General features: G+C 64.3%; 23 protein-coding genes. 10 read left to right on the top strand and 13 right to left on the bottom strand.

What is annotated here, in order from left to right:
- Window positions 1-86 precede the first annotated feature (86 nt).
- Entirely contained in the window at window positions 87-1,070 is a 984-nt protein-coding gene (mbfA, locus tag ABID44_RS04140; protein ID WP_354150415.1) for an iron exporter MbfA, read from the top strand.
- A 57-nt stretch (window positions 1,071-1,127) separates the two neighbouring features.
- On the opposite strand, the gene ligD is transcribed toward mbfA, so the two are convergent.
- Entirely contained in the window at window positions 1,128-3,608 is a 2,481-nt protein-coding gene (ligD, locus tag ABID44_RS04135) for a DNA ligase D (RefSeq protein WP_354150414.1), read from the bottom strand.
- A 6-nt stretch (window positions 3,609-3,614) separates the two neighbouring features.
- Entirely contained in the window at window positions 3,615-4,490 is an 876-nt protein-coding gene (gene ku / locus ABID44_RS04130) for a non-homologous end joining protein Ku (protein ID WP_354150413.1), read from the bottom strand.
- A 259-nt stretch (window positions 4,491-4,749) separates the two neighbouring features.
- Here ku and ABID44_RS04125 point away from each other — a divergent pair, with 259 nt between their 5' ends.
- The gene (locus tag ABID44_RS04125) at window positions 4,750-4,884 is read left to right on the top strand and encodes a hypothetical protein (RefSeq protein WP_354150412.1); all 135 of its coding nucleotides are present in this window, start codon (window positions 4,750-4,752) and stop codon (window positions 4,882-4,884) included.
- A gap of 255 nt (window positions 4,885-5,139) precedes the next feature.
- On the opposite strand, the gene cysK is transcribed toward ABID44_RS04125, so the two are convergent.
- Window positions 5,140-6,120, bottom strand: coding sequence for a cysteine synthase A (gene cysK, locus ABID44_RS04120; protein WP_354150411.1), 981 nt, complete (start codon window positions 6,118-6,120; stop codon window positions 5,140-5,142).
- 289 nt (window positions 6,121-6,409) lie between these two features.
- Window positions 6,410-7,027 (bottom strand): LysE family translocator, encoded by a 618-nt coding sequence (locus ABID44_RS04115; RefSeq protein ID WP_354150410.1) that lies wholly within the window; start codon window positions 7,025-7,027, stop codon window positions 6,410-6,412.
- A gap of 197 nt (window positions 7,028-7,224) precedes the next feature.
- Here ABID44_RS04115 and ABID44_RS04110 point away from each other — a divergent pair, with 197 nt between their 5' ends.
- The 4 genes from ABID44_RS04110 to ABID44_RS04095 all read left to right on the top strand — a co-directional run bounded on the left by ABID44_RS04110 (window position 7,225) and on the right by ABID44_RS04095 (window position 10,690).
- Entirely contained in the window at window positions 7,225-7,449 is a 225-nt protein-coding gene (locus tag ABID44_RS04110) for an aa3-type cytochrome c oxidase subunit IV (RefSeq protein ID WP_354150409.1), read from the top strand.
- Window positions 7,450-7,537: 88 nt separating this feature from the next.
- Entirely contained in the window at window positions 7,538-8,878 is a 1,341-nt protein-coding gene (locus ABID44_RS04105; RefSeq protein ID WP_354150408.1) for a Re/Si-specific NAD(P)(+) transhydrogenase subunit alpha, read from the top strand.
- Window positions 8,878-9,288: an NAD(P) transhydrogenase subunit alpha part 2 gene (locus tag ABID44_RS04100; RefSeq protein WP_354150407.1), complete on the top strand. Its 411-nt coding sequence runs from the start codon at window positions 8,878-8,880 to the stop codon at window positions 9,286-9,288. Before ABID44_RS04105 ends, ABID44_RS04100 begins: the two co-directional genes overlap by 1 nt.
- Window position 9,289: 1 nt before the next feature.
- A complete protein-coding gene (locus tag ABID44_RS04095; RefSeq protein WP_354150406.1) occupies window positions 9,290-10,690 on the top strand; it encodes an NAD(P)(+) transhydrogenase (Re/Si-specific) subunit beta in 1,401 nt (466 codons plus the stop codon).
- A gap of 72 nt (window positions 10,691-10,762) precedes the next feature.
- Here the strand turns inward: ABID44_RS04095 and epmA are convergent, their stop codons facing one another.
- A complete protein-coding gene (gene epmA / locus ABID44_RS04090) occupies window positions 10,763-11,818 on the bottom strand; it encodes an EF-P lysine aminoacylase EpmA (protein ID WP_354150405.1) in 1,056 nt (351 codons plus the stop codon).
- Between the two features lie 124 nt (window positions 11,819-11,942).
- Here epmA and efp point away from each other — a divergent pair, with 124 nt between their 5' ends.
- The gene (gene efp / locus ABID44_RS04085; RefSeq protein ID WP_354150404.1) at window positions 11,943-12,509 is read left to right on the top strand and encodes an elongation factor P; all 567 of its coding nucleotides are present in this window, start codon (window positions 11,943-11,945) and stop codon (window positions 12,507-12,509) included.
- Between the two features lie 29 nt (window positions 12,510-12,538).
- Window positions 12,539-13,306 carry a transporter substrate-binding domain-containing protein gene (locus tag ABID44_RS04080; RefSeq protein ID WP_354150403.1) on the top strand — a complete coding sequence of 256 codons (768 nt, stop codon included), beginning with the start codon at window positions 12,539-12,541 and terminating at the stop codon, window positions 13,304-13,306.
- A 189-nt stretch (window positions 13,307-13,495) separates the two neighbouring features.
- On the opposite strand, the gene gyrB is transcribed toward ABID44_RS04080, so the two are convergent.
- Both gyrB and ABID44_RS04070 read right to left on the bottom strand, forming a co-directional pair.
- Complete coding sequence (gyrB, locus tag ABID44_RS04075) at window positions 13,496-15,973, bottom strand: DNA topoisomerase (ATP-hydrolyzing) subunit B (RefSeq protein ID WP_354150402.1); 2,478 nt, start codon at window positions 15,971-15,973, stop codon at window positions 13,496-13,498.
- Between the two features lie 195 nt (window positions 15,974-16,168).
- Window positions 16,169-16,753, bottom strand: coding sequence for an NADPH-dependent FMN reductase (locus ABID44_RS04070; protein ID WP_354150401.1), 585 nt, complete (start codon window positions 16,751-16,753; stop codon window positions 16,169-16,171).
- A 184-nt stretch (window positions 16,754-16,937) separates the two neighbouring features.
- Here ABID44_RS04070 and ABID44_RS04065 point away from each other — a divergent pair, with 184 nt between their 5' ends.
- Window positions 16,938-18,317 (top strand): cytochrome P450, encoded by a 1,380-nt coding sequence (locus tag ABID44_RS04065; protein ID WP_354150400.1) that lies wholly within the window; start codon window positions 16,938-16,940, stop codon window positions 18,315-18,317.
- Window positions 18,314-18,592, top strand: a complete 279-nt coding sequence (locus ABID44_RS04060; protein ID WP_354150399.1) for an acylphosphatase — start codon at window positions 18,314-18,316, stop codon at window positions 18,590-18,592. Before ABID44_RS04065 ends, ABID44_RS04060 begins: the two co-directional genes overlap by 4 nt.
- Window positions 18,593-18,599: 7 nt before the next feature.
- On the opposite strand, the gene ABID44_RS04055 is transcribed toward ABID44_RS04060, so the two are convergent.
- Genes ABID44_RS04055 through ABID44_RS04030 form a run of 6 tightly spaced genes read right to left on the bottom strand, consistent with a single transcriptional unit; the run spans window position 18,600 to window position 22,633 of the window.
- Entirely contained in the window at window positions 18,600-18,971 is a 372-nt protein-coding gene (locus ABID44_RS04055) for a YraN family protein (protein ID WP_354150398.1), read from the bottom strand.
- The gene (rsmI, locus tag ABID44_RS04050; protein ID WP_354150397.1) at window positions 18,964-19,875 is read right to left on the bottom strand and encodes a 16S rRNA (cytidine(1402)-2'-O)-methyltransferase; all 912 of its coding nucleotides are present in this window, start codon (window positions 19,873-19,875) and stop codon (window positions 18,964-18,966) included. Before rsmI ends, ABID44_RS04055 begins: the two co-directional genes overlap by 8 nt.
- A 54-nt stretch (window positions 19,876-19,929) precedes the next feature.
- Complete coding sequence (locus tag ABID44_RS04045; protein ID WP_354150396.1) at window positions 19,930-20,364, bottom strand: EamA family transporter; 435 nt, start codon at window positions 20,362-20,364, stop codon at window positions 19,930-19,932.
- 60 nt (window positions 20,365-20,424) lie between these two features.
- On the bottom strand, window positions 20,425-21,582 hold the full coding sequence (gene hemW / locus ABID44_RS04040; RefSeq protein ID WP_354150395.1) for a radical SAM family heme chaperone HemW: 1,158 nt from the start codon (window positions 21,580-21,582) through the stop codon (window positions 20,425-20,427).
- Entirely contained in the window at window positions 21,579-22,223 is a 645-nt protein-coding gene (gene rdgB, locus ABID44_RS04035) for an RdgB/HAM1 family non-canonical purine NTP pyrophosphatase (protein WP_354150394.1), read from the bottom strand. The genes hemW and rdgB overlap by 4 nt, the downstream gene beginning before the upstream one ends.
- Window positions 22,223-22,633 (bottom strand): VOC family protein, encoded by a 411-nt coding sequence (locus ABID44_RS04030; RefSeq protein WP_354150393.1) that lies wholly within the window; start codon window positions 22,631-22,633, stop codon window positions 22,223-22,225. The genes rdgB and ABID44_RS04030 overlap by 1 nt, the downstream gene beginning before the upstream one ends.
- Window positions 22,634-22,635: the final 2 nt, after the last annotated feature.

The raw sequence follows: 22,635 nt of genomic DNA, 5'->3' as shown, positions 1-22,635 counted from the left end.
GCGACATGAAGACAGACGGCAAAAACGTTGACACCGCCCTGGCCCGAATCTAGTTTAGAATTATTCTAAACTAGATGGAAACCGTCATGCTTTCCCGTGTTTTCGACTTCGGCCGCCGCCCCTTCGACTCGCTTTCCGAACAGGAAATTCTTGCGCTCGCCATCTCCTGCGAGGAAGACGACGCGCGCATCTACCGCTCTTATGCCGATGGGCTGGCCGACAACTTTCCGCACTCGGCAAAGATATTCGAGGAGATGGCGGCCGAGGAAGACGCTCACCGCGCCGCCCTCATCGACATGCACCGCAAGCGCTTCGGCGAGCGCATCCCGCTGATCCGGCGCGAGCATGTGTCCGGTTATTATGAACGCAGGCCCGACTGGCTGGTGCGTCCCCTCGGCGTCGACAAGGTGCGCGCCCAGGCGGCGCTGATGGAGCGCCAGGCCCACGCCTTTTATACAGAGGCGGCGAAGCGTACCTCCGACGCCTTGACGCGCAAGCTGCTCGGCGACCTCGCCGCAGCCGAACAGCAGCACGAGAAGCTGGCCGGAAAGCTGGAACAGCAGCACCTTTGCGGCGAAGCCCGCAACGAGGAAGCGGCGGCGGAACGGCGGCAGTTCATCCTTACCTATGTGCAGCCGGGGCTTGCCGGGCTCATGGACGGCTCCGTCTCGACGCTCGCTCCCATCTTCGCCGCCGCCTTCGCCACACACGACACATGGCAGACATTCCTCGTCGGCCTCGCCGCCTCGCTCGGCGCGGGCATCTCCATGGGCTTTACCGAGGCCGCATCGGACGACGGCAAGCTTTCGGGGCGGGGATCGCCTGTGCGGCGCGGCTTCGCTTCCGGCATCATGACGGCGCTTGGCGGTCTCGGCCACGCGCTGCCCTATCTGATTCCGGATTTCTGGACGGCGACGACGGTGGCGATCGTCATCGTGTTCTTCGAATTGTGGGCGATCGCCTTCATCCAGAACCGCTACATGCAAACGCCGTTCCTGCGCGCGGCGTTTCAGGTGGTTCTGGGCGGTGGGCTGGTGTTCGCAACCGGCGTGCTGATAGGCAGCGCGTGAGCATCGGCCGGCAAAGGGCAATCCAGTTCTGGATTGTTCCGAGGCTCGATAATGAGCCTATTTGCGATTGAGAACCTTGCCCTTGCCGAAAAAATCCGCCCATGGATCGTCTTCGGCGAGGCGCGTCAGGGTGGTCTTGCCGCCGAGCGGGAATGCGTTGGGCGCAACGCCGCCCTCCAGCTCATCCCACCGCACGGGCATGGCGACAGTGGCTCCTTTCTTCGCCCGCGTCGAATAGGGCGCCACTGTGGTCGAACCCCGACCGTTGCGCAGGTAATCGATGAAGATGCGCCCCTTGCGCGCCTTTTTCGAAAGCGTAGCGGTGAAGCGGTCCGGTTCGGCCTGCTCCATCGCCCTGGCGAAATCGTGCGCGAACCCCTTCACTTCGTCCCAGCCGGCCTTCGGCTTCAGAGGCGTCACCACATGATAGCCCTTGCCGCCTGAGGTCTTGACGAAGGAAGGCAGCGCCAGTTCGTCCAGCCGCGCGCGGATGTCGAGCGCCGCGTCGCGCACCCTGTCGGCGTCGACGCCTTCATCCGGATCGAGATCGAAGACGATCTGGTCGGGCGCGTCGATGCGGTCGACTTTCGCGCCCCAGATATGCACCTCCACGACGCCGATCTGCACCAGCGCGGCAAGCCCGTCAAAACCCTCGATATAGAGGATTTCCTCGCCACCCTCGGGATCCTTCGAGCGAAGAATATGCTCGCTCATGCCGGGCGAGGCGTGCTTTTGAAAGAAGCGCTGGCCCTCGACGCCGTCAGGCGCGCGCACCAGCGCCAGCGGACGCTCCACCACAAACGGCTTCATGCGCGACCACACCAGTTCGTAGTGGTCAAGCAGATCGCGCTTGGAGATCTTCTCCTGCGGCCACAGCAGCTTGTCGGGATTCGAGAGCGTGACCGTGGTTTCCACCTCGCCGGACCGGGTGTTTTTTGCAGATTTCGGCATTTCCTGCACGACCTCCTCCGCCGGTTTGTCCTCCCGCAATCCCTGAAAAGAAGCATGGCGCAGGATGCGGTCCGCCGTCCAGCTTCGGAACTCCACCTCCGCCACAAGCTCCGGCTCCACCCAGACCGCCTCCCGCGAATCGGGAACGGCGGCGTCGAAGGGACGGCTCGACGTTCTCATCGCGCCCAGACGCGCCTTGAGATCGTCGGCCACCTTGACCGAAAAGCCGGTGCCCACCCTACCCGCATATTTCAGGCTTCCAGCCTCGTGATAGCCTACGAGCAAGGACTTCAACCCCCTGCCGGTCTTGTCCGAAGGCAGATAGCCGCCGATCACGAATTCCTGCCGGAGCGTGCATTTCGACTTGATCCAGTCGAGGCCACGCCCGCTGCGGTAAGGCGCAGCGGCGCGCTTGGAAACCACGCCCTCCAGCCCCATGCGGCAGGCATGCTTCAGCATCACCCCGCCGGGTTCGGTAAAATGCTCGCTGAAGCGCAGCGGCGAATCATCGCCCTGCCCCGACAGCAGCTGGCGCAATGCTTCCTTGCGCTCGACAAACGGCTCGCTGCGCAGATCCACACCGTCCAGTTGCATCAGGTCGAAAGCGAAATAGATGAAGCGTTCGGTGCGCCCGTCGGAAAGGTCCGCCTGCAACAGCGGGAAGGACGAGACGCCGTCACCACCCAGCACCACGACCTCCCCGTCGATCACGACGTCCTTGCACTTCAACCCGGCGAGCGCGGAGACGATTTGCGTTCCAAACCGCTCGGTCCAGTCGAGGCCGCTGCGGGTCAGCAGGCGCACGCCGACGCCGGCGATCACAGCCTGCATGCGATAGCCGTCGAACTTCACCTCGTGCAGCCAGTCGGGCCCGCCGGGCGCCTCGCGTTGCAGCGTCGCAAGCTGCGGCTGGATGAAAGCCGGCCCGGTCTGTTTCCCTTTGCCGGCCCCACCGGAGGCGGGCTTGCCAGAGCGCCAGACCGCCGGCTTCCTGCCCTTGACCGTCTTGCCCGCGCCGATTTCCTCCACCGTCAGGCCGGATTTCACCGAGCGCGGCTCCTGCTCCAGAATATCTTCCTCGGGGCGGGCGCATGCATCGTCGGATTTGATCAGAAGCCAGTTGTCGCGCTTCTCGCCCGAACGCGGACGCAACCGAACCAGATGCCATTTGCCCCTGAGCTTGTGACCTTCAAGCTCGAATTCGAGATGGCCTTTCTTCATTCCCTTGTCGGGATCGAAGTCCGGCACCCACCGCCCCTCATCCCAGACGATGACCGAGCCGCCGCCATATTCGCTCTTGGGGATGACGCCCTCGAACGGCGCATAGTCGATCGGATGGTCCTCGACATGGACCGCAAGCCGCTTCTCGTGCGGATCGAGGCTCGGGCCGCGCGTCACCGCCCAGCTCCACAGCACGCCGTCATGCTCCAGCCGAAGGTCATAGTGGAGGCGGCGGGCCGCGTGCTTGTGGATGACGAAGATGCCGCCTGCTTCGGACGCGGCTCGCCTGCCGCGCGTCATCTTGCCGGCAGGCTCGGCCGTTTTCGTGAAATCGCGTTTGGCCTGATACTGCTTCAGATCGGCCATGACCGCCTAGGCCGATTTGCGCCTGGAGGATGCCGCGGCCTTCTTTGCCGCAGGCTTGCCCCTGGAGGATTTCGGGCTTTTGGCCGGTTTCGCATCGTCGCCATTATCGGCGGCGAGGCTCTCCTTCAGCGCCTCGAACAGGTTGACCACATTGGACGGCTTGCTCGCCGCCCTGGCCTTGGGAGCCTTGCGGCCCGCCTTCTTGGCGCGGATCAGTTCCAGCAACGCTTCCTCATACTTGTCGTCGAAGGTCGAGGGATCGAAGCGGGTCGCCTTCTTGTCGATGATGTGCTCGGCCAGCTCGATCATCTCCTTGTCGGTCTTCACGGGCTTGATTTCGTTGAACACGCTGTCGGGCTGGCGCACCGTGCTGTCGTAGCGCAGCGTGGTCAGCACCATGCCCTCGCCGAGCGGCTCGATCACCACCGGACGTTCACGCCGGTAAAGCACGATACGGGCAAGACCCGCCTTCTTGCGCGCCGTCATGGCGTCCCGGATCACCGCGAAGGCGTCCTGCGAAACCTTGTCGGCCGGCGAGAGATAGTAAGGTGTGTCGAGATAGATCTGTTGGATGGACGATTTGTCGATGAAACCGTCGAGGCTCATCATGTTCGAGGATTCGACACGCACCGCATCGATCTCGGCCTCCTCTATGTGGACGAAAGCCCCGTCATCGACCTCGTAGCCCTTTATCTCATCTTCATCCGGCACCGGCTTGCCGGTGCCGGCATCCACATAGACGCGCCTGACCGTATTGCCGGTCTTGCGGTTGAGCACCCGAAACGAGACACGCTCGGAATGCGTGACCACATTGGTCAGTTCCACCGCGCATGTGACGAGCGAAAGCTTGAGATAGCCTTTCCAGGCCGGACGCGGCGCCATGGCATGTTCCCGGTTTTGCGGCTTCGAATTCAGACAACGAAGGAGAAGATGGATCGTTCCCCCGTCCGCCATCATGTGGCGCAAAAGGCACAGTGGCGGCGCTTCATCGACATGGCGCGAAAAGGCCGTGAATGAGCCGCAATCCGGTCATGAAGCAACGCGTTTTACGGGAAAAGTTAAGATTGCGTTCACCGCTTATTCATGCCTGCAAGGTTATGGTGCGCGCATTGGGGGACATGAGTTAACCGGACGACGCGACATGACGATCCTGAACCTTCTGCGCCGCCTCGCCGCGGCCCTGCGCCAGCTCATCGCTCCCAGCTATAATCCCGAACGCCATTACATGCGCGGACCGGGCCCCGCCACGCTGCGCCGCAGCACCGGCAAGATGTGAGCAGTCCATCCATGCATATGAGCAGGGTTACCGGCAGCGCCACCTGCAAAGGCGTTGACATGGCCGGACGCGCCGCCCGCATCACCACCTATCATGGCCCGCGCCCGGCAGATCTGCGCCGGCGCTGATCTGCCTTCTTAAGCACAAAAAGAGCGGCGGACCATAAGGTCCGCCGCTCTTTTGCCAAGGCAATTCCGGACGCAAACCGCGTAACGGTTTTGCCCGGATTGCCTTATCCCCGAAATCCTGCCGGCTTCAGCCGCCGAGGCCTTCGAAAAGCACCGTCGAAAGGTAGCGCTCGGCAAAGGACGGGATGATGACGACCAGCGTCTTGCCGGCATTTTCCGGGCGTGAACCGACCACCGCCGCCGCCTGAAGGGCCGCTCCGGACGAAATGCCGACCGGCACGCCTTCCAGCCGCGCCACCAGACGGGCGTTGGCGACGGCGTCTTCATTGGAAACCGTCGCGATCTCGTCGTAGACGGCTGTGTCAAGAACCTTGGGCGCGAAACCGGCGCCGATGCCCTGAATCTTGTGCGGCCCCGGCGCACCGCCCGAGAGCACCGGCGAAGCATCAGGCTCGACCGCCACCACCTGAACCGACGGCTTCCGGCTCTTCAGCACCTGACCGACGCCGGTGATGGTGCCGCCCGTGCCGATGCCGGCGACAAGGATATCGACCTCGCCCTGGGTGTCGTTCCAGATTTCCTCGGCCGTGCTGTTGCGATGAATTTCGGGGTTGGCCGGGTTCTCGAACTGCTGGGGAATGATGGAGTCGGGAATTGAAGCGGCCAGTTCGTCAGCCTTGGCGATCGCTCCCTTCATGCCTTTGGCGCCTTCGGTCAGCACCAGTTCGGCGCCGAGCAGGCTCAGCATCTTGCGGCGCTCGATCGACATGGTTTCCGGCATGGTCAGGATCAGGCGATAGCCCTTGGCGGCGGCAGTGAACGCAAGCGCGATGCCCGTGTTGCCGGAGGTCGGCTCAATCAGCGTGGTCTTGCCGGGCGCGATCCTGCCCTCAGCTTCCAGCGCCTCGATCATGGCGACGCCGATCCGGTCCTTGACCGAGGCGATGGGATTGAAAAATTCCAGCTTCGCGACCAGCCTGGCGACGATGCCCTTTTCCGCCGCGAAACGATCGAGACGCACCAGCGGCGTATTGCCGACGGTTTCAGTGATGGAATCGTAGATGCGGCCGCGGCCTGGAGCTTTCGGAAAGGTTTCTGCCTTGGTCATGGAACTCGCTTTCACGGGATTTCTGGCGCAGGATTTCTGCGCATTCGATGTCACCGCAAGAGATAGGGTGCGCGAGGCCAATATCCGAGGGGTTTTATTGCTTCAGAGACCGCAATCAGGAAAATTTATTCCACATTTTCGTCTCAGATTAGCACGTCGTTTCCAGGCCTCCAGCATGCAGCCATCTGAAGCGCATCGCGATCTTCCGGATTCACGCACCACGCTTTAAGTCTTTGTTTTTGCGCATTTCGTGATCCCGAAACCGGTTTCCGCTTGCGGGCGACATGTTTTAGTGACGGGCGGCAATGGCCGCCGCAGCCCCCACCATGAAGGTTCCGGCCGTGCGGTTGAGCACCTTCAGCGCCCGTGGCGAAGACAGGAACCCGCGCGCCCGCGAGGCGAGCGCCAGATAGGGCAACAGAACTATAGTCAGAACGACAGCCGTGATCGCCGCGAGAACCACGTAGTCATATGCGGTGATGCTGTTGAGATCGATGACCGTCGGCGTGACCGCGAGATAGAACACCATGGTCTTCGGGTTGCCGAGGGTCAGGGTCAGCCCGCCGAGGAAGGTCGACAGAAGCCCGCCCCGCATCCTGCCCGCCTCGATATTCTCCGGAGTGATGCCCTCGCGCCAGAAACGCCAGCCAAGCCAGGCGAGATAAAGCACGCCGAACCATTTGATCACCGTGAAAACCATGCCGAACTGCTGGGCGACGAAGGCGAGGCCAAGCACGGCCGCCGTCAGATAGAACAGATCGCCGAGCAGGAGGCCGAGCAGCATGGCGAAGGACGAGCGGAAGCCGGAGCCGAGCGCCCGCGCAACCAGCGCCGTGACGCCGGGGCCGGGAATGGCCGCGGCGACGCCAAGCGCCGCACTGTAGGCCAGGAAGCTGGCTAGCGTCATGGAAATGCCCGTTCTCTGAAGATATTTCAGGCGCTGTTTCGCACAGTCGCCCCGGCTTGGAAACCGCTTGTGCAAGCATTCGATTGCGCCAGCGGTCCAAACCGGCTTTCGCCCGCGTCGGTGCGGCAACAGCACCATTGCCCTCGGGGCCCGTTTTCGCTATGTGCCCTTGAGATAATTTCGGAGGGATACTTCCTATGGCTGACCATTCGCCCGCGGGTCCTGTCGAACTCGGCGCCCAGATGGACTATGCCGAGCACGAGAAAACCTACAGTTTGTTCACAGCGCTGACGAAATATTGCGCGCTGGCATGTGCCGCCATCCTGATCGGCATGGCGTTCGGCTTTTTTGCAGGTGGAGCCGTTTCCGGCTTTATTGTCTTCCTGCTTGCCTTCATCGTCGGCGCATACATCCTGCGCTGACGATCTGGTCCCCTCGACCCTCGGGACGACACCGAGAGGGTCGCCACCGGATCGGGCAAGGTAATAATCCAGCCGAAAGGATCCTGCGGTGGGACAGATCATCTTCATTCCCCGGGAGGTTGCCGCCTCCGAGGCTCGTGTTGGAGCTTCTTCCGACAGTGTGAAGCGTCTTGTCGGGCTTGGCTTCGATGTGATCGTCGAGACCGGCGCGGGTCTTGGCTCGCGCATAGCCGATGCGGAATATGCGCAGGCCGGCGCGACGATCGGCAAGGCGTCGGATGCGGCGCGCGCGGACGCGGTTCTGAAGGTGCGGCGTCCGACGGAGGCCGAACTGAAAGGCTACAAGGCCGGCGCGGCTGTGCTGGCCACCATGGACCCCTACGGCAACGAGGCCTCCGTGGCGGCGATGGCGCGGGCGGGAGTGACGGCCTTCGCCATGGAGTTCATGCCGCGCATCACCCGCGCGCAGGTGATGGACGTTTTGTCCAGCCAGGCCAACCTCGCCGGCTACCAGGCGGTGATCGACGCGACTTACGAATATGACCGGGCGCTGCCGATGATGATGACGGCGGCCGGCACGGTGCCGGCGGCCCGGGTGTTCGTCATGGGCGTCGGCGTCGCCGGCCTGCAGGCGATCGCGACGGCGCGGCGTCTGGGGGCCGTGGTGACGGCGACCGACGTGCGCCCCGCCGTGAAGGAACAGGTCCAGTCGCTGGGCGCCAAGTTCCTGGCCGTCGAGGACGAGGAGTTCAGGGCGGCCGAGACGGCGGGCGGCTACGCCAGGGAAATGTCGAAGGAATATCAGGCCAGACAGGCCGCGCTGACGGCCGAGCACATCGCCAAACAAGACATCGTCATCACTACGGCGCTGATTCCCGGCCGTCCGGCCCCACGGCTGATCGCGGCCGATGTGGTGGCCACGATGAAGCCCGGCTCGGTGATCGTCGATCTGGCTGTGGAGCGCGGCGGCAATGTCGAAGGCGCGGTGGCCGGGGAAGTCGTCACCACGGCCAACGGCGTGAAGATCGTCGGCCATCTCAACGTGGCGGGCCGCGTGGCGGCGTCGGCCTCGCTGCTCTACGCCAGAAATCTCTATGCCTTCCTGGAAACGATGGTCGACAAGGAGACGAAAGAGCTCGCCATCAACCGTGAGGACGAGCTGGTGAAGGCCACTATGCTGACCGACGCGGGCAGGATCGTGCATCCGAACTTTGCCGGCAAGGTGGAGGAGGCCGCACCCGTGCCCCCTGCAAAAGCCACCCCTGTAAAGACCACCCCTGCAAAGACCGGGGCCCGATCCGCCGCGAAGAAGGCCGTCGCGCCCGCAGCGGCGAAAGGCAGGCCGGCCGCAGGCAAGCCTGCAAAGCCCGGAGCCGCGAAGAAGCCGAAGGCCACATCCTCCAGCAAGACCGGCAGGGAGAACGCGTGATGGAAACTCTGCAGAAAGCCCTCGACCAGCTCGATCAGGCGAGCGCCGCCGTGCGCATGGCGGTGCAGGATCTGGCCGCCTCCAACGCGGCGGGCGACGCCGCGCACGCGCTGTCGGGCGGTACGGTCGATCCCTTCATCTTCCGCTTCGCCATTTTCGTGCTGGCGATCTTCGTCGGCTATTATGTGGTGTGGTCGGTGACGCCGGCGCTGCACACGCCGCTGATGGCGGTGACCAACGCCATTTCCTCGGTGATCGTGGTCGGCGCGTTGCTGGCGGTCGGCATCTCGGCGGCCGGCCTCGCCACCGGCTTCGGCTTTGTGGCGCTGGTGCTGGCAGCCGTCAACATCTTCGGCGGCTTCCTCGTCACCCAGCGCATGCTGGCCATGTACAAGAAGAAGGACAAGTGACGTGTCGGTCAACCTCGCTTCCTTCCTCTATCTGGTTTCCGGCATCCTGTTCATCCTGGCCCTGAGGGGCCTGTCGCATCCGACCACCAGCCGACAGGGCAATATATACGGCATGGTGGGCATGGGCATCGCCATCCTCACCACGCTCGCGCTGGCCAGACCCTCGGCCGGCGGTCTGGTGCTGATCCTCGTCGGCCTCGCCATCGGCGGCGGCGTCGGCGCGGTGGTCGCGCGACGCATCGCCATGACCTCGATGCCGCAACTGGTCGCCGCCTTCCACAGCCTGGTCGGCCTCGCCGCCGTCATGGTGGCGGCCGCCGCCATGCATGCGCCGGAGAGCTTCGGCATCGGCCTCGTCGGGGCCATCCACGGACAGGCGCTGGTCGAGATGAGCCTGGGCGTGGCCATCGGCGCCATCACCTTCACCGGCTCGGTCATCGCTTTCCTGAAGCTCGATGGCCGCATGTCGGGCAAGCCGATCATGCTGCCGGGACGTCATCCCATCAACATCGCGCTGGGCCTGGCCCTGGTGCTGCTGATCGTCATGCTGGTCGCCACCCAGTCGACCGCCGTGTTCTGGCTGATCGTAGCGCTGTCGCTGGTGCTGGGCGTGCTGCTGATCATCCCGATCGGTGGCGCCGACATGCCTGTCGTGGTGTCGATGCTCAACTCCTATTCAGGTTGGGCGGCGGCGGCGCTCGGCTTCACGCTCGGCAATCTGGCGCTGATCATCACCGGCGCGCTGGTAGGCTCCAGCGGAGCGATCCTGTCCTACATCATGTGCAAGGGCATGAACCGCTCCTTCATCTCCGTCATCCTTGGCGGCTTCGGCGGCGAGACGGCCTCCGCGAGTTCCGACGACGGCGTCGAGCGCACCGTCAAGCAGGGCTCGGCCGACGACGCCGCCTATCTGATGATGAACGCCCAGAAGGTCATCATCGTGCCCGGCTACGGCATGGCGGTGGCCCAGGCCCAGCATGCCGTGCGCGAGATGGCCGACAAGCTCAAGGCCGCCGGGGTGGAGGTCAGATACGCCATTCACGCGGTCGCCGGCCGCATGCCCGGCCACATGAACGTGCTGCTCGCCGAGGCCAACGTGCCTTACGACGAGGTGTTCGAGCTGGAGGACATCAACTCCGAGTTTGCGCAGGCCGACGTCGCCTATGTCATCGGCGCCAACGACGTCACCAACCCGTCCGCCCGCGACGACAAGTCCTCGCCCATCTACGGCATGCCCATCCTCGATGTGGACAAGGCCCGTACCTGTCTGTTCGTCAAGCGCTCGCTCGGCTCCGGCTATGCCGGCATCGACAACACCCTGTTCTACAAGGACGGAACCATGATGCTGCTCGGCGACGCCAAGAAAATGACCGAGGAAATCGTCAAGGCCATGGATCATTGATGGCTTCACACGAGTGAACGAGAAAGCGGCCCGGAAGCAAATCCGGGCTGTTCTCGTTGAGGCCGGGCTGTTTCAGCCCCAGCGCCCGGCGACCGGCGTCCAGATCACGTCCTCGATGCGGTTCGCCCCCGCCGCCAGCATCACCAGGCGGTCGAAACCCAGCGCAACACCGCTGGCGTCCGGCATGATGGCGAGCGCCGCCAGAAGCTCCTCGTCGATCGGATAGCGCTCGCCATAGATGCGCTCCTTCTCGTCCATGTCCGCCTCGAAGCGCTTGCGCTGCTCGACCGGATCGGTCAGTTCGCCGAAGCCGTTGGCCAGTTCCACTCCGCAGCAATAGAGCTCGAAGCGCTCGGCCACGCGCGGATCGTGCGGCGCGGGACGGGCCAGGGCCGCCTCGACTATTGGATATTCGCACAGCACCGTGGCCCTTCCCAACCCCAGTTGCGGCTCCACGCATTCCACCATGATACGGCTGTAAAGGTCCGACCATGTGTCGTCCGGCGCGGTGCGGACACCAGCAGCAACCAGCGCCGCGTGCAGGGCGTCCCGATCCGTGTCGCCACCTGCCGTCACCGTCGCCAGCAGATCGATCCCGGCATAGCGTTCGAACGCTTCCGCCACGGTGACGCGCGCCGGCTCGGCATAGGGGTCGGCCTCACGATTGCGGAAGGTGAACGTGCGCACGCCGGCCTGATCGGCCGCCAGCGCCAGCAGCGCCGCGCAATCGGCCATCAGGGTTTGGTAGGTTTCTCCCACCCGATACCACTCGAGCATGGTGAACTCGGGATGGTGCAAGGCCGAACGCTCCCGGTTCCGGTAGACGGGGCCCAGCGAAAAAATGCGCCGCTCGCCGGCAGCCAGCAGCTTCTTGCAGGCAAATTCAGGCGAGGTGTGCAGATAGAAAGGCTGGGTGGAGCCGTCCGGCTTTATTTCGGCCGTGGCGAAGGCCGACAGATGCGTTTCATTACCCGGCGATATCTGCAACGCGGCCGCATCCACCTCGATGAAATCCTGCGCAGCGAAGAATGAACGCAACGCGGCGGCGATGCGATTGCGCAGCAGCAGGCGCGGACGACGGTCCGCATGGACGTGCGGGGTCCACCAGGGCGAGGCTTCTATGGTCATTTTTCGGATCGCCTTTGAGCTGTTGTTTTTGAACCGGCTGGTGATTGGCGCGCTTATAGGGTAAAGCGCCCTCTATGGCTGCCACAGCCGTTTGGCCGCAACACGATTTTCAGGAAACAGACTTGTGAAGGTAATTGCCAGTTCCCTCCGTAAAGGCAACGTCGTCGAAAAGGACGGCAAGCTCTACGTGATCCTCTCCGCCGAGAACATCCATCCCGGCAAGGGCACGCCCGTCACCCAGCTCGACATGCGTCGCATTTCCGACGGCGTGAAGGTCTCCGAGCGCTACCGCACCACCGAGCAGGTCGAGCGCGCCCATGTCGAGGACCGCGAACACACCTTCCTCTATGCCGATGGCGAGGGGTTCCACTTCATGAACCCGGAAAGCTACGACCAGATCGCAGTGACCGAGGACGTGGTGGGCGACAGCGCACCCTATTTGCAGGAAGGCATGTCGGTGACGCTGTCGGTGCATGAAGGCGTCGGCATTGCGCTCGAACTGCCGCAGCGCGCCGTCTACGAGGTGGTGGAGACGGAGCCTGTCACCAAGGGACAGACCGCCTCGTCATCCTATAAGCCGGCGATCCTGTCCAATGGCGTCAAGACCGGTGTGCCGCCGCACATCACCGTTGGCACCCGCATCGTAGTGATGACCGCGGACGGCTCCTATGTGGAACGCGCCAAGGACTGACCAACGCCCCAGCCATACGGGACGCCACCATGAAGATCGCGCTTGTCGCCGCCACTGCCCTCCTCATTGCAGGAGGCGCGGCGCGCGCGGACGACCCGCCATTGCGGATGGGCGTGGAAGGCGCCTATGCGCCATTCAACGCGGTCGGTCCCGATGGCAAGGTGCATGGCTTCGACATCGATTTCGGTGAAGAGCTGTGCAAGCGCCTGCAACGGCGCTGCGAATGGATTGTCGTGCAGTGGGACGGGCTGATCCCGGCCCTGCAAGCCGGCAAATTCGACGTGCTGATGTCGTCGGTGACGATGACGCCGGAGCGACACGAGCAGGTGCGCTTTTCCGGACCCTATTACTTCTCCTATGGGCTGATGATCGCGCCGAAGGACAGTGGTCTGCAATTCACGCCCGAAAGCCTTGAAGGCCGCGCCATCGGCGTGCAGGCGTCCACCACGCACGAGCACTGGCTGCGCGAGCGCTTCGGCGCCGCCATCGCCATCCACGCCTACCCGTCCAGCGACGATATGTTTCTCGATTTCCGGAACGGACGGCTGGACGCGGTGTTCGCCGAATCGGTCGCCCTGTTCCCATGGATGGAGCAGAACGGCGGCGCGGAGGCCTATGAGCAGATCGGGCCAAACATAACCGATCCGGCGCTGGGGACCGAAATGGGCATCGCCGTGGCCAAGGGCAACGACGCGCTTGGAGAAGCGATCGACACCGCCATCGACGCCATTGTCGCCGATGGCGCTTTCCGGGCGATCGAAAGCAGATATTTCAAGACGCCGCTTCTGAGGCCGTAGCCGCTTTCCTCCGGCCACACCTCTTCCTTGCGCCGAAGCAAGCGGGCGCAGGCGCGCCCTTTCTCTCCGAAGAAGGTGGGGACTTGCCTGCTTCGGCGTTCCGGGATGTCGGAGTCGAACAAAGCTCAGATAACAAAAAAGCCGCGCAGGAAATTTCTGCCCGCGCGGCCGATCAGATGCTTGTGGCGATCAGATGTCGAGGTTGGCGACGCTCAGCGCATTCTCCTGAATGAACTCGCGGCGCGGCTCCACCTCGTCGCCCATCAGGCGCGCGAACAATTCGTCGGCGCCTGAGGCATCGTTGACCTTCACCTGCAGAAGCGAGCGCGCATTCGGGTCCAGCGTGGTTTCCCAAAGCTGCTCGGCGTTCATTTCGCCAAGGCCCTTGTAGCGCTGCATGGTCAGCCCCCTGCGGCCGATTGCGAAGACGGCGTCGAGCAACGCCAGCGGGCCGGAAATCGTCTGGCTGCCTTCCTTGCGGCGCAGCACCGGCTGCTGGCTGTAAACCTCGCCGAGACGCGGGGCGAGACGATCGAGCTGGCGCGCATCGGCCGAATTGATCAGCCCCATGTCGAGATGCACCATCTCGCGCACGCCGCGCACGGTGCGTTCCAGGAAATAGCCGCCCGGACCTTCGTTGGAGCGCGAGGTGGAACCCTTCCAGCCCCGCTCGGTTTCCTCGGAGATCATGTCGAGCCGCGTGGCGATGCGCTCCGCCATGGCGCTTGCCTGGCCAAGATCGTCGAAAGAGGCCGGGTTGAGCCCTCCGGCGATCGCCGCCTGCTCCACCACCGAATGACTGTAGCGCGTGTGCAAGCCGTTGAGGAGCTGACGCACGGCCAGAGCATCCTCCACCGCCGCACGCAGATCCTGCCCGGTGCGCACCTCGCCCGACCCCAGGGCGAGCGACGCATCTTCCAGCCCGGTGCCGATAAGGTAATCCTCGAAGGCCGCCTCGTCCTTGAGATATTGCGAACTCTTGCCGCGCGTCACCTTATAGAGCGGCGGCTGGGCGATGTAGAGGTGGCCGCGCTCGATGAGTTCAGGCATCTGCCGGAAGAAGAAAGTCAGCAGCAGGGTGCGGATGTGGGCGCCGTCAACGTCGGCGTCAGTCATGATGATGATCTTGTGATAGCGCAGCTTGTCCGGGTTGAACTCGTCCTTGCCGATGGAGGTGCCGAGCGCCGTGATCAGCGTGCCGATCATGTCGGACGACAACATCCGGTCGAAGCGCGCGCGCTCGACATTCAGGATCTTGCCGCGCAATGGCAGGATCGCTTGGTTCTTGCGCTCGCGCCCGCCTTTGGCGGAGCCGCCGGCCGAGTCGCCCTCGACGATGAACAGCTCGGACTTGGCCGGATCGCGTTCCTGACAGTCGGCGAGCTTGCCGGGCAAGGACGTGATGTCGAGCACGCCCTTGCGGCGGGTCAGCTCGCGGGCCTTGCGCGCGGCTTCACGCGCGGCGGCCGCCTCGACAACCTTGCCGATCAGCGTTCTGGCCTCGGCGGGATGTTCCTCCAGCCAGATCCCGAGCGCCTCGTTGACAAGGCTTTCGACCACCGGACGCACTTCCGAGGACACGAGCTTGTCCTTGGTCTGCGAGGAGAATTTCGGGTCCGGCACCTTCACTGAAAGCACCGCGGTCAGGCCCTCGCGGCAGTCGTCGCCGGTCAGGGACACCTTTTCCTTCTTGGAAATGCCCGCGTTGTCGGCATAACCGGTCACCTGGCGCGTGAGCGCCCCACGGAAACCGGCCAGATGGGTGCCGCCATCACGCTGGGGAATGTTGTTGGTGAAGCACAGAACGTTCTCGTGGTAGCTGTCGTTCCACCACATCGCCACCTCGACGGTGATGCCGTCGCGCTCGCTGCGGATGGCGACAGGCTTGTCGATCAGCGGCTTCTTGGCGCGGTCGAGATATTTGACGAACTCTTCCAGCCCGCCCTCGTAATGCAGTTCCTGTCGCTTCACATCGGCATGACGGTTGTCGGTCAGAACGATGTGAACGCCGGAGTTGAGGAAGGCCAGTTCGCGCAGGCGATGCTCGAGCGTGCCGTAGTCGAACTGGGTGACACCCCTGAAGGTGTCCGGCGAAGGCAGGAAAGTGACGGAAGTGCCGCTGCGGCCCTCATAGGTGCCGGGCTGATTGTTGACCACATAATCGCCGGTGACGGCCAGCGGCGCATCGGCCACACCATGCGAGAACTGCAGTTCGTGCACCTTGCCGTTGCGGCGGATACTGAGTTTCAGCCACACCGACAGGGCGTTGACCACCGACACGCCCACGCCATGCAGACCACCGGAAACCTTGTAGGAATTCTGGTCGAACTTTCCGCCGGCATGGAGTTGGGTCATGATCACTTCGGCGGCCGAAACCCCCTCCGAAGGGTGCAGGTCGGTGGGAATGCCGCGCCCATTGTCGGCGACAGTGCAGGAACCGTCCGCATTGAGCGTCACGGAAACCAGATCGGCATGGCCGGCCAGCGCCTCGTCGATGGCGTTATCCACCACCTCGTAGACCATGTGGTGCAGGCCGGAGCCGTCGTCGGTGTCGCCGATATACATGCCCGGCCGCTTGCGCACGGCGTCCAACCCCTTCAAAACCTTGATGGAATCGGCACCGTACTCGGCCTGTGCGCCGGCCTGGATCTCGGTCGTATCGCTCATGAAATACTTTCGTCTCTCTGTCGCGGTGGCAGGCGCGTGAGGTCGTCCCGAATCGAGCGCCTGCCGATCTGCCAGATATAGGCGTTCGGAGCCATTTTTCCAAGATTTCCAAGGAGTTTGCCACTGAAAAAGGGCCCCGCCGGAGATCATCCGGCAGGGCCACTCAAAAAGGGCAGTGCTGCGCCGGCTAACCGGTCAGGCGGCGGCCGCCTCGACATCGGGGCGAAGCGCCTTTAGCGCACCCGCCCAGCGATGCAGTTCGTCCAGCATCGTGGTTGCGCCGTTGGTCACGAGTTCGTTCGCCTTGAACTCGCCATCGACCAGGAACTGCGGATAACCCGGCACAGGCACGCCCTCCGGAATCGGCACCATTTTCACCGTATTCAGCAGTGGCTTGGCCGATTCCACGGCGCGGACACCGCCGGAGACGCCGCCATAAGAGAGGAACCCGGCGGGCTTGTAGTTCCATTCGCTCGACAGATAGGTGATGGCGTTCACCAGCGGCGCGGGGATGAAGTAATTGTATTCCGGCGTCACGAAAACGAAGGCGTCGCCCGCGGCGATGGTCTGCGACCAGCGCTTGGTGTGGGCGTTCTCGTACTGGCCGAGGCGCGGATGTTTCGGTTCATCGAACAACGGCAGGTTGAACTCGGCGATGTCGACCAGAACCGGCTCGAACTTGCCATGCTGGCGGGTGAAATCGGCAAACCACTTCGCGAAGATCGGCCCCACGCGACCCGGCCGCGTGCTGCCTACGATGATGTTGAGCTTATACGTCAATGTCGGAAATCCCTGTTATGTCGGTCACCAAAAGTGACTACCGGCAGATGGGCCTTTTATGTGCGGCCGGCAAGAGAAGATTTTTCCGATGTTCCGTGTTTTGGAGGGTGACGGTGCGTTCACGATTCATGCACAATGGGAAATTGCGATGGACGCTCGCCCGCCGCGAACCTAGATATCGGGTATGGCCATCCTGACGGAAGCAGTCCGCGCCCCCTTCGTGCCCCCGGCCCCCAAGCCGCGCACCAGCCCGCCCTCGACGCTGGAAATGATGCGCATCGTCTACCGCAATCCGCTCGAACTGTGGGGCGAGCCTTCCTACAACGAACCCTGGATTTCAATCAGCGGCATTGGCGGGCCGCTGGTGATCGCCAACGATCCCGGCCTCATCCGCCATGTGCTGGTCGACAACGCGAAGAACTACAAGATGGCCACGGTGCGCCAGAAAGTGCTGCGGCCGATCCTGCGCGACGGATTGCTGACGGCCGAAGGGGCCGTGTGGAAACGATCGCGCAAAGCCATGGCTCCGGTGTTCACGCCGCGCCACATATCCGGTTTCGCCGCGCCCATGCTCACCTGTACGAACGCGTTCGTGGAACGCTACGAGCAGGGCGGCGCTTTCGACATCGCCCACGACATGACGATGCTGACCTACGAAATTCTCGCGGAGACGCTGTTCTCCGGCGAAATCGCGGGTGAACCAGGCAGCTTCGCCAGACAGATCGATCATCTGTTCGAGACGATGGGCCGGGTCGACCCGCTCGACCTGCTGCGCGCGCCGGACTGGCTGCCGCGCATCACCCGCATCCGGGGCCGCCGCACCATGGCCTATTTCCGTCAGATCGTGGCCGACACCATGGCGATGCGCCGCGCGCGGATGGATCGCGCCGGCAACGATGTTCCGAACGACTTCCTCACGCTGCTGCTGCGCGCCGAAGGCCCGGACGGGCTGACCCGCGCCGAGATCGAGGACAACATCATCACCTTCATCGGGGCCGGCCACGAAACAACCGCGCGTGCTCTCGGCTGGGCGCTCTATTGCCTCGCCGAAGCGCCATGGGAGCGCGAAAGGATCGAGCTGGAGATCGACACCGTGCTGGCGCGCGAGCCCGATCCGGTGAAATGGCTGGACGCCATGCCGCTGACCCGCGCCGCCTTCGAGGAGGCGCTGCGGCTTTATCCGCCGGCGCCCTCCATCAACCGCGAGCCGGTCGAAACGGACCACTACAAGGGCCTCGAACTTCGCAAGGGCGCACAGGTGCTGGTGATGCCATGGACGGTCCATCGCCACCGGAAGCTGTGGGAAGCCCCGGACGCGTTCATGCCGGAGCGCTTTCACCCGCAAAACCGCGACCGCATCGACCGCTACCAGTATCTGCCTTTCGGAGCCGGGCCGCGGGTATGCATCGGAGCCGGCTTCGCCATGCAGGAGGCGATCATCGCGCTGGCCGTCATGCTGTCGCGCTTCCGCTTCGAGACTGTCCCCGAAACCCGTCCGTGGCCGGTGCAGAAACTGACCACGCAGCCCCAGGGCGGCCTGCCGATGTGGGTGAGCCGCCGATGAGTGGCCGCACGGTGATGGTGCGCGTCAAAGGCCGCGTGCAGGGCGTCGGCTTCCGTTACTGGACGCAAGGCGAGGCCTTGCAACTGGGACTTGCCGGCTGGGTGCGCAACGAGCCCGACGGCTCGGTCCGGGCGCTGCTCGACGGGCCGGACGGGGCGGTCGCGGAGATGCTGGAACGCCTTCGCCGAGGTCCCGGTGGCGCGGCGGTCAGCGATGTGGAACTGTTGCCGCCCGGCGTGCAGGACGTGCCGGCGGATTTCCGCATTCTGCGGTGAAATCAGGCTACCGCCCGTAGAACACGCTCTCCACATGCACCGGCCAGCGCCAGGGGAGCACGGCCACCATGTCGAAGCGCACGGAGAGCCGCCCGTAATCCGGCTGGCGCGACAGCCAGATGTCGGCGGCGGCCTCGATGCGACGTTCGGACTGGCGCGCGATGGCCTCCATCGCCTCGACCAGCGAGCGCCGCGCCTTGACCTCCACGATCAGCACCAGATCGCCGCGTCGCGCGATCAGGTCGATTTCGCCAAGCCGGGTTCGGTAGCGGCGCTCCAGGATGCGAAAACCCTTCGCCATCAGCGCCACAGCCGCCAGCCATTCGCTGCGATGGCCGCGAAGATAGGCCTTGCGGCGGCGGGCCGCGGCGTCAGCCACTGGCGTCCTGCTTCAGCGCAAGCAGCTTGCGGTAGAGGTCCTGCTTGGGCTGCCCGGTCATGCGCGCCGCTTCCGCCGCAGCTTTGGAAGCCGGCATCTCGGCTGCGAGGCCAATGAGCAGCGCATCGATGTCGGCGGGAGCCGCATCTTCATCCGCCGGCGGGCCGACGCAGATGACGACCTCTCCCTTCGGCGTGTCGGCGGACGCATAGTGCGCGGCCAGTTCCTGCAAGCTGCCGTGACGCGCCTCCTCGAAGGTTTTGGTCAGTTCGCGGCACACCGCAGCCTTGCGCGCGCCGCCCAGCACTTCAGCCATCACGACCAGCGTCTCGGCCAGGCGGCGTGGGGATTCGAAGAAGACCAGCGTGGCCGGCACCGCCTGCCATTGTTCCAGCCGGCTGCGGCGCTGGCCCGTCCTGACCGGCAAAAAGCCCGCGAACAGGAAGGCGTCCGAAGGCAGGCCGGAGATGGTCAACGCCGCGAGCGGCGCCGAAGGGCCGGGTACGGGCACGACGCGCAAGCCCCGTTCAAGCGCCTCTCCCACCAGCCGGTAGCCGGGATCGGAAACCAGCGGCGTGCCGGCGTCGGAGATCAGCGCGACGCTCCTGCCCTCCTCCACCGCCGCGATCAGCCGTGGCCCGGCGTCAGCGGCGTTGTGCTCATGATAGGCGGTGGTTCGGCGGCGGATGCCGTAGCGCTCCAGCAACACGCGCGAGACGCGCGTGTCCTCGCAGGCCAGCACATCGGCGGCCGCCAGCGTTTCCAGCGCGCGGATGGTGATGTCGGCCAGATTGCCGATCGGCGTCGCCACCAGATACAGCGCCGGCTCCAGCGGCCGGGCCGAAAATTCGGCTTGCCCGATCAGAAAGGAGCGTTTGTGCTGTTCGGTGGCGTGTTTTTCCATGTCGATCCTGTGGCACGGATCACTGGCCTTTGCAAAATCCGGGCGCGCCGATCTTCAGCGCCATGCCACCAGCACCGCGCCAGCCGCGATGAGGGTGACCCCCATCCAGTTCGCGGCAGACAGGCGCTCGCCGAGGAAAATCACGCCGAACACGGCCACCAGCACCACGCTCAGCTTGTCTATAGGCGCGACCTGCGCCGCCTGCCCGAGCTTCAGGGCGCGGAAGTAGCACAGCCATGATGCACCGGTGGCAAGCCCCGATAGCACGAGGAACATATAGGTCCTGCCCGATATGGAGCCGAGCGGCTGGGCCTGCCCGGTCGCCATGACGATCGCGGCGATCACCAGCAGGATGACGGCGGTGCGGATCAGGGTCGCGAAATCTGAATTGACGTTCGCGACGCCGACCTTCGCGAAAATAGCGGTGAGCGCGGCGAAGACCGCCGACAACAGCGCCCAGAACTGCCACGAGGAAAGGGAAAGATTCATGCGACGCCCTGCTGTACCGAGGCTCCCATACTGGAGCGGACGACGGAGAAAGAAAAGCCGTCAGCGCGCCAGTTCGGCGACCAGTGAATTCAGCACGATCATGCCGGCGGGCGTGGCGCGCAGGCGTGAATTGCCGACCGGCTCGATCAGCCCCTCTTCCTGCAGGATGGCGAGTTGGCGGCGCGGAAGCGTACGGCCCGACAACGCCTCGAAACGGGCGAGGTCTATGCCCTCCACCAGACGCAGCCCCATCATCAGGAACTCGTCGGCTTCCTCCTCGCGCGTCAGCCGCTCGCCGTCGACCGCACCGTGGCCCTGCCGCTCGACCAGCTCCGCCCATGTCTCCGGGTGTTTTTCGGTAATGGTGACGACGCGCGTTCCGTCTTCGACGAAACGGCCATGCGCGCCGGGTCCGATCCCGGCATATTCGCCATAGCGCCAGTAGACCAGATTGTGGCGGCTTTCCGCGCCGGGGCGCGCGTGGTTCGACACTTCATAGGCTGGCAAGCCGCGCGAGGCGGTCACTTCCTGCGTGAGCTGGTAGAGATCGGCGGCAAGGCCCGACGCGGGCATCTCGAACTTGCGCGCCTGATGCAGCTTATGGAAAGCGGTGCCTTCTTCGATGGTCAACTGGTAGAGCGAGAGATGGTCGGCGGCGTGGCCGATCGCCTCGTTCAACTCCGCCTCCCATGCCTGTAGCGTCTGGCCGGGACGGGCGTAGATCAGGTCGAAGGACAGACGCGGGAAGATTTCGCGCGCCAGCCTGATGGCGTGAAGAGCCTCGGAAACGTCGTGCAGGCGGCCGAGAAAGCGCAGATCGGCGTCGTTGAGCGCCTGGACGCCTAAAGACACGCGGTTGACGCCGGCCGCACGGTAGCCGCGAAAGCGCTCGGCCTCGACAGAGGACGGATTGGCCTCCAGCGTCACCTCGATGCCGGCCGGCACGGTCCAGTTGCGGCCCACCTCATCCAGTATTGCGCCGACCGTGGCGGGCTCCATCAGCGAGGGGGTGCCGCCGCCGATGAAGATCGAGGTCACCTCGCGCGGACCGGTGCGCGCGCGCATCCATGCCATTTCAGCGGTGAAGGCGCGAACGAAGCGCTCCTGATCCACTTTCTGGTGGCGAACATGGCTGTTGAAGTCGCAATAGGGGCATTTGGCCGCGCAAAACGGCCAGTGGAGGTAGACCCCGAAACCGGGAGAGCGGTCCAGCGTCACGTCACTCCCAGTCGTGCTCGGGCGAATTTCTGGAAGGCGCGGGCGCGGTGCGACAGCGCATCGGGCGCGCCGGGCTTCCAGCCGTGCTTCTGCTGCGCCGTCATCTCGCCGAAGGTCTTGTCGTAGCCGTCTGGCAGGAAGACCGGATCGTAACCGAAACCCAATTCGCCGCGCGGCGGCCACACGAGACGGCCCTCGGCCTCGCCACGATAATATTCAGCCTCGCCATTGGGAAAAGCGAGGCAAATCACGGCGACGAAACGCCCCGTGCGCTGCTCCGGCTTCACCGCCCCGGCCTCGCGCATGGCGGCTTCGGCCTTTTCCATGGCCATGCCGAAATCGCGCTTGCCGTCGGGCTTCTCCGCCCAGTTGGCGGTGTAGACGCCCGGATCGCCATCCAGGGCGTCGATGCACAGGCCGGAATCATCCGAAAGCGCGGGCAGGCCGGTGGCGCTGGCGGCGGCGAACGCCTTGATCCAGGCGTTTTCCTCAAAGGTGACGCCGGTCTCGTCCGGCTCGGGCAGACCAAATTCGCGCGCCGATCTGGCCTCGAAGCCGAACGGAGCCATGAGGTCGGCAAATTCACGCAGCTTGCCTTCATTGTGGCTGGCGACGACGATCTTCTTGTCCAAAGGATGCATTACAAGCCCCAGATACGCGGTTCGGCGAACTCCAGCGAATTGCCGGACGGATCGCGGATGTAGATCGAACGGCCCCCTTTCGGCCACTCGAAATCGGCTTCGATATCAACGCCGGCAGCTTCGAGACGGCTTTTCCACGCGTCGATTTCCGCGGCGCTGGCCGCGAAGCACAGATGCCCCTGCCCCACCGCGCCATGCGGCGGCACCGGCAGGCGAGCGTCGGCGGCAGGAGGTTGCCTCGTCGCCCAGGCATTGAACAAAAGCACCACGCCCTCACCACAGCGGAAGAAAACATGCCGGCCCTCGGCCCTTGCAATACGCTCCATCCCCAGCACCTCGCCATAGAAGGCCTCAGTGGCGTCGAGATCGGTGACGTAGAGCGCGGATTCGAGGACAGCGGCGGGTTTCATGG

The organism is Aquamicrobium ahrensii (genome assembly GCF_040545755.1).
GTDB classification, from domain to species: Bacteria; Pseudomonadota; Alphaproteobacteria; order Rhizobiales; family Rhizobiaceae; genus Mesorhizobium; species Mesorhizobium ahrensii.
The sequence above is the reverse complement of the archived record's forward strand: the minus strand, read 5'-3'. Positions and strand labels throughout refer to the sequence as shown.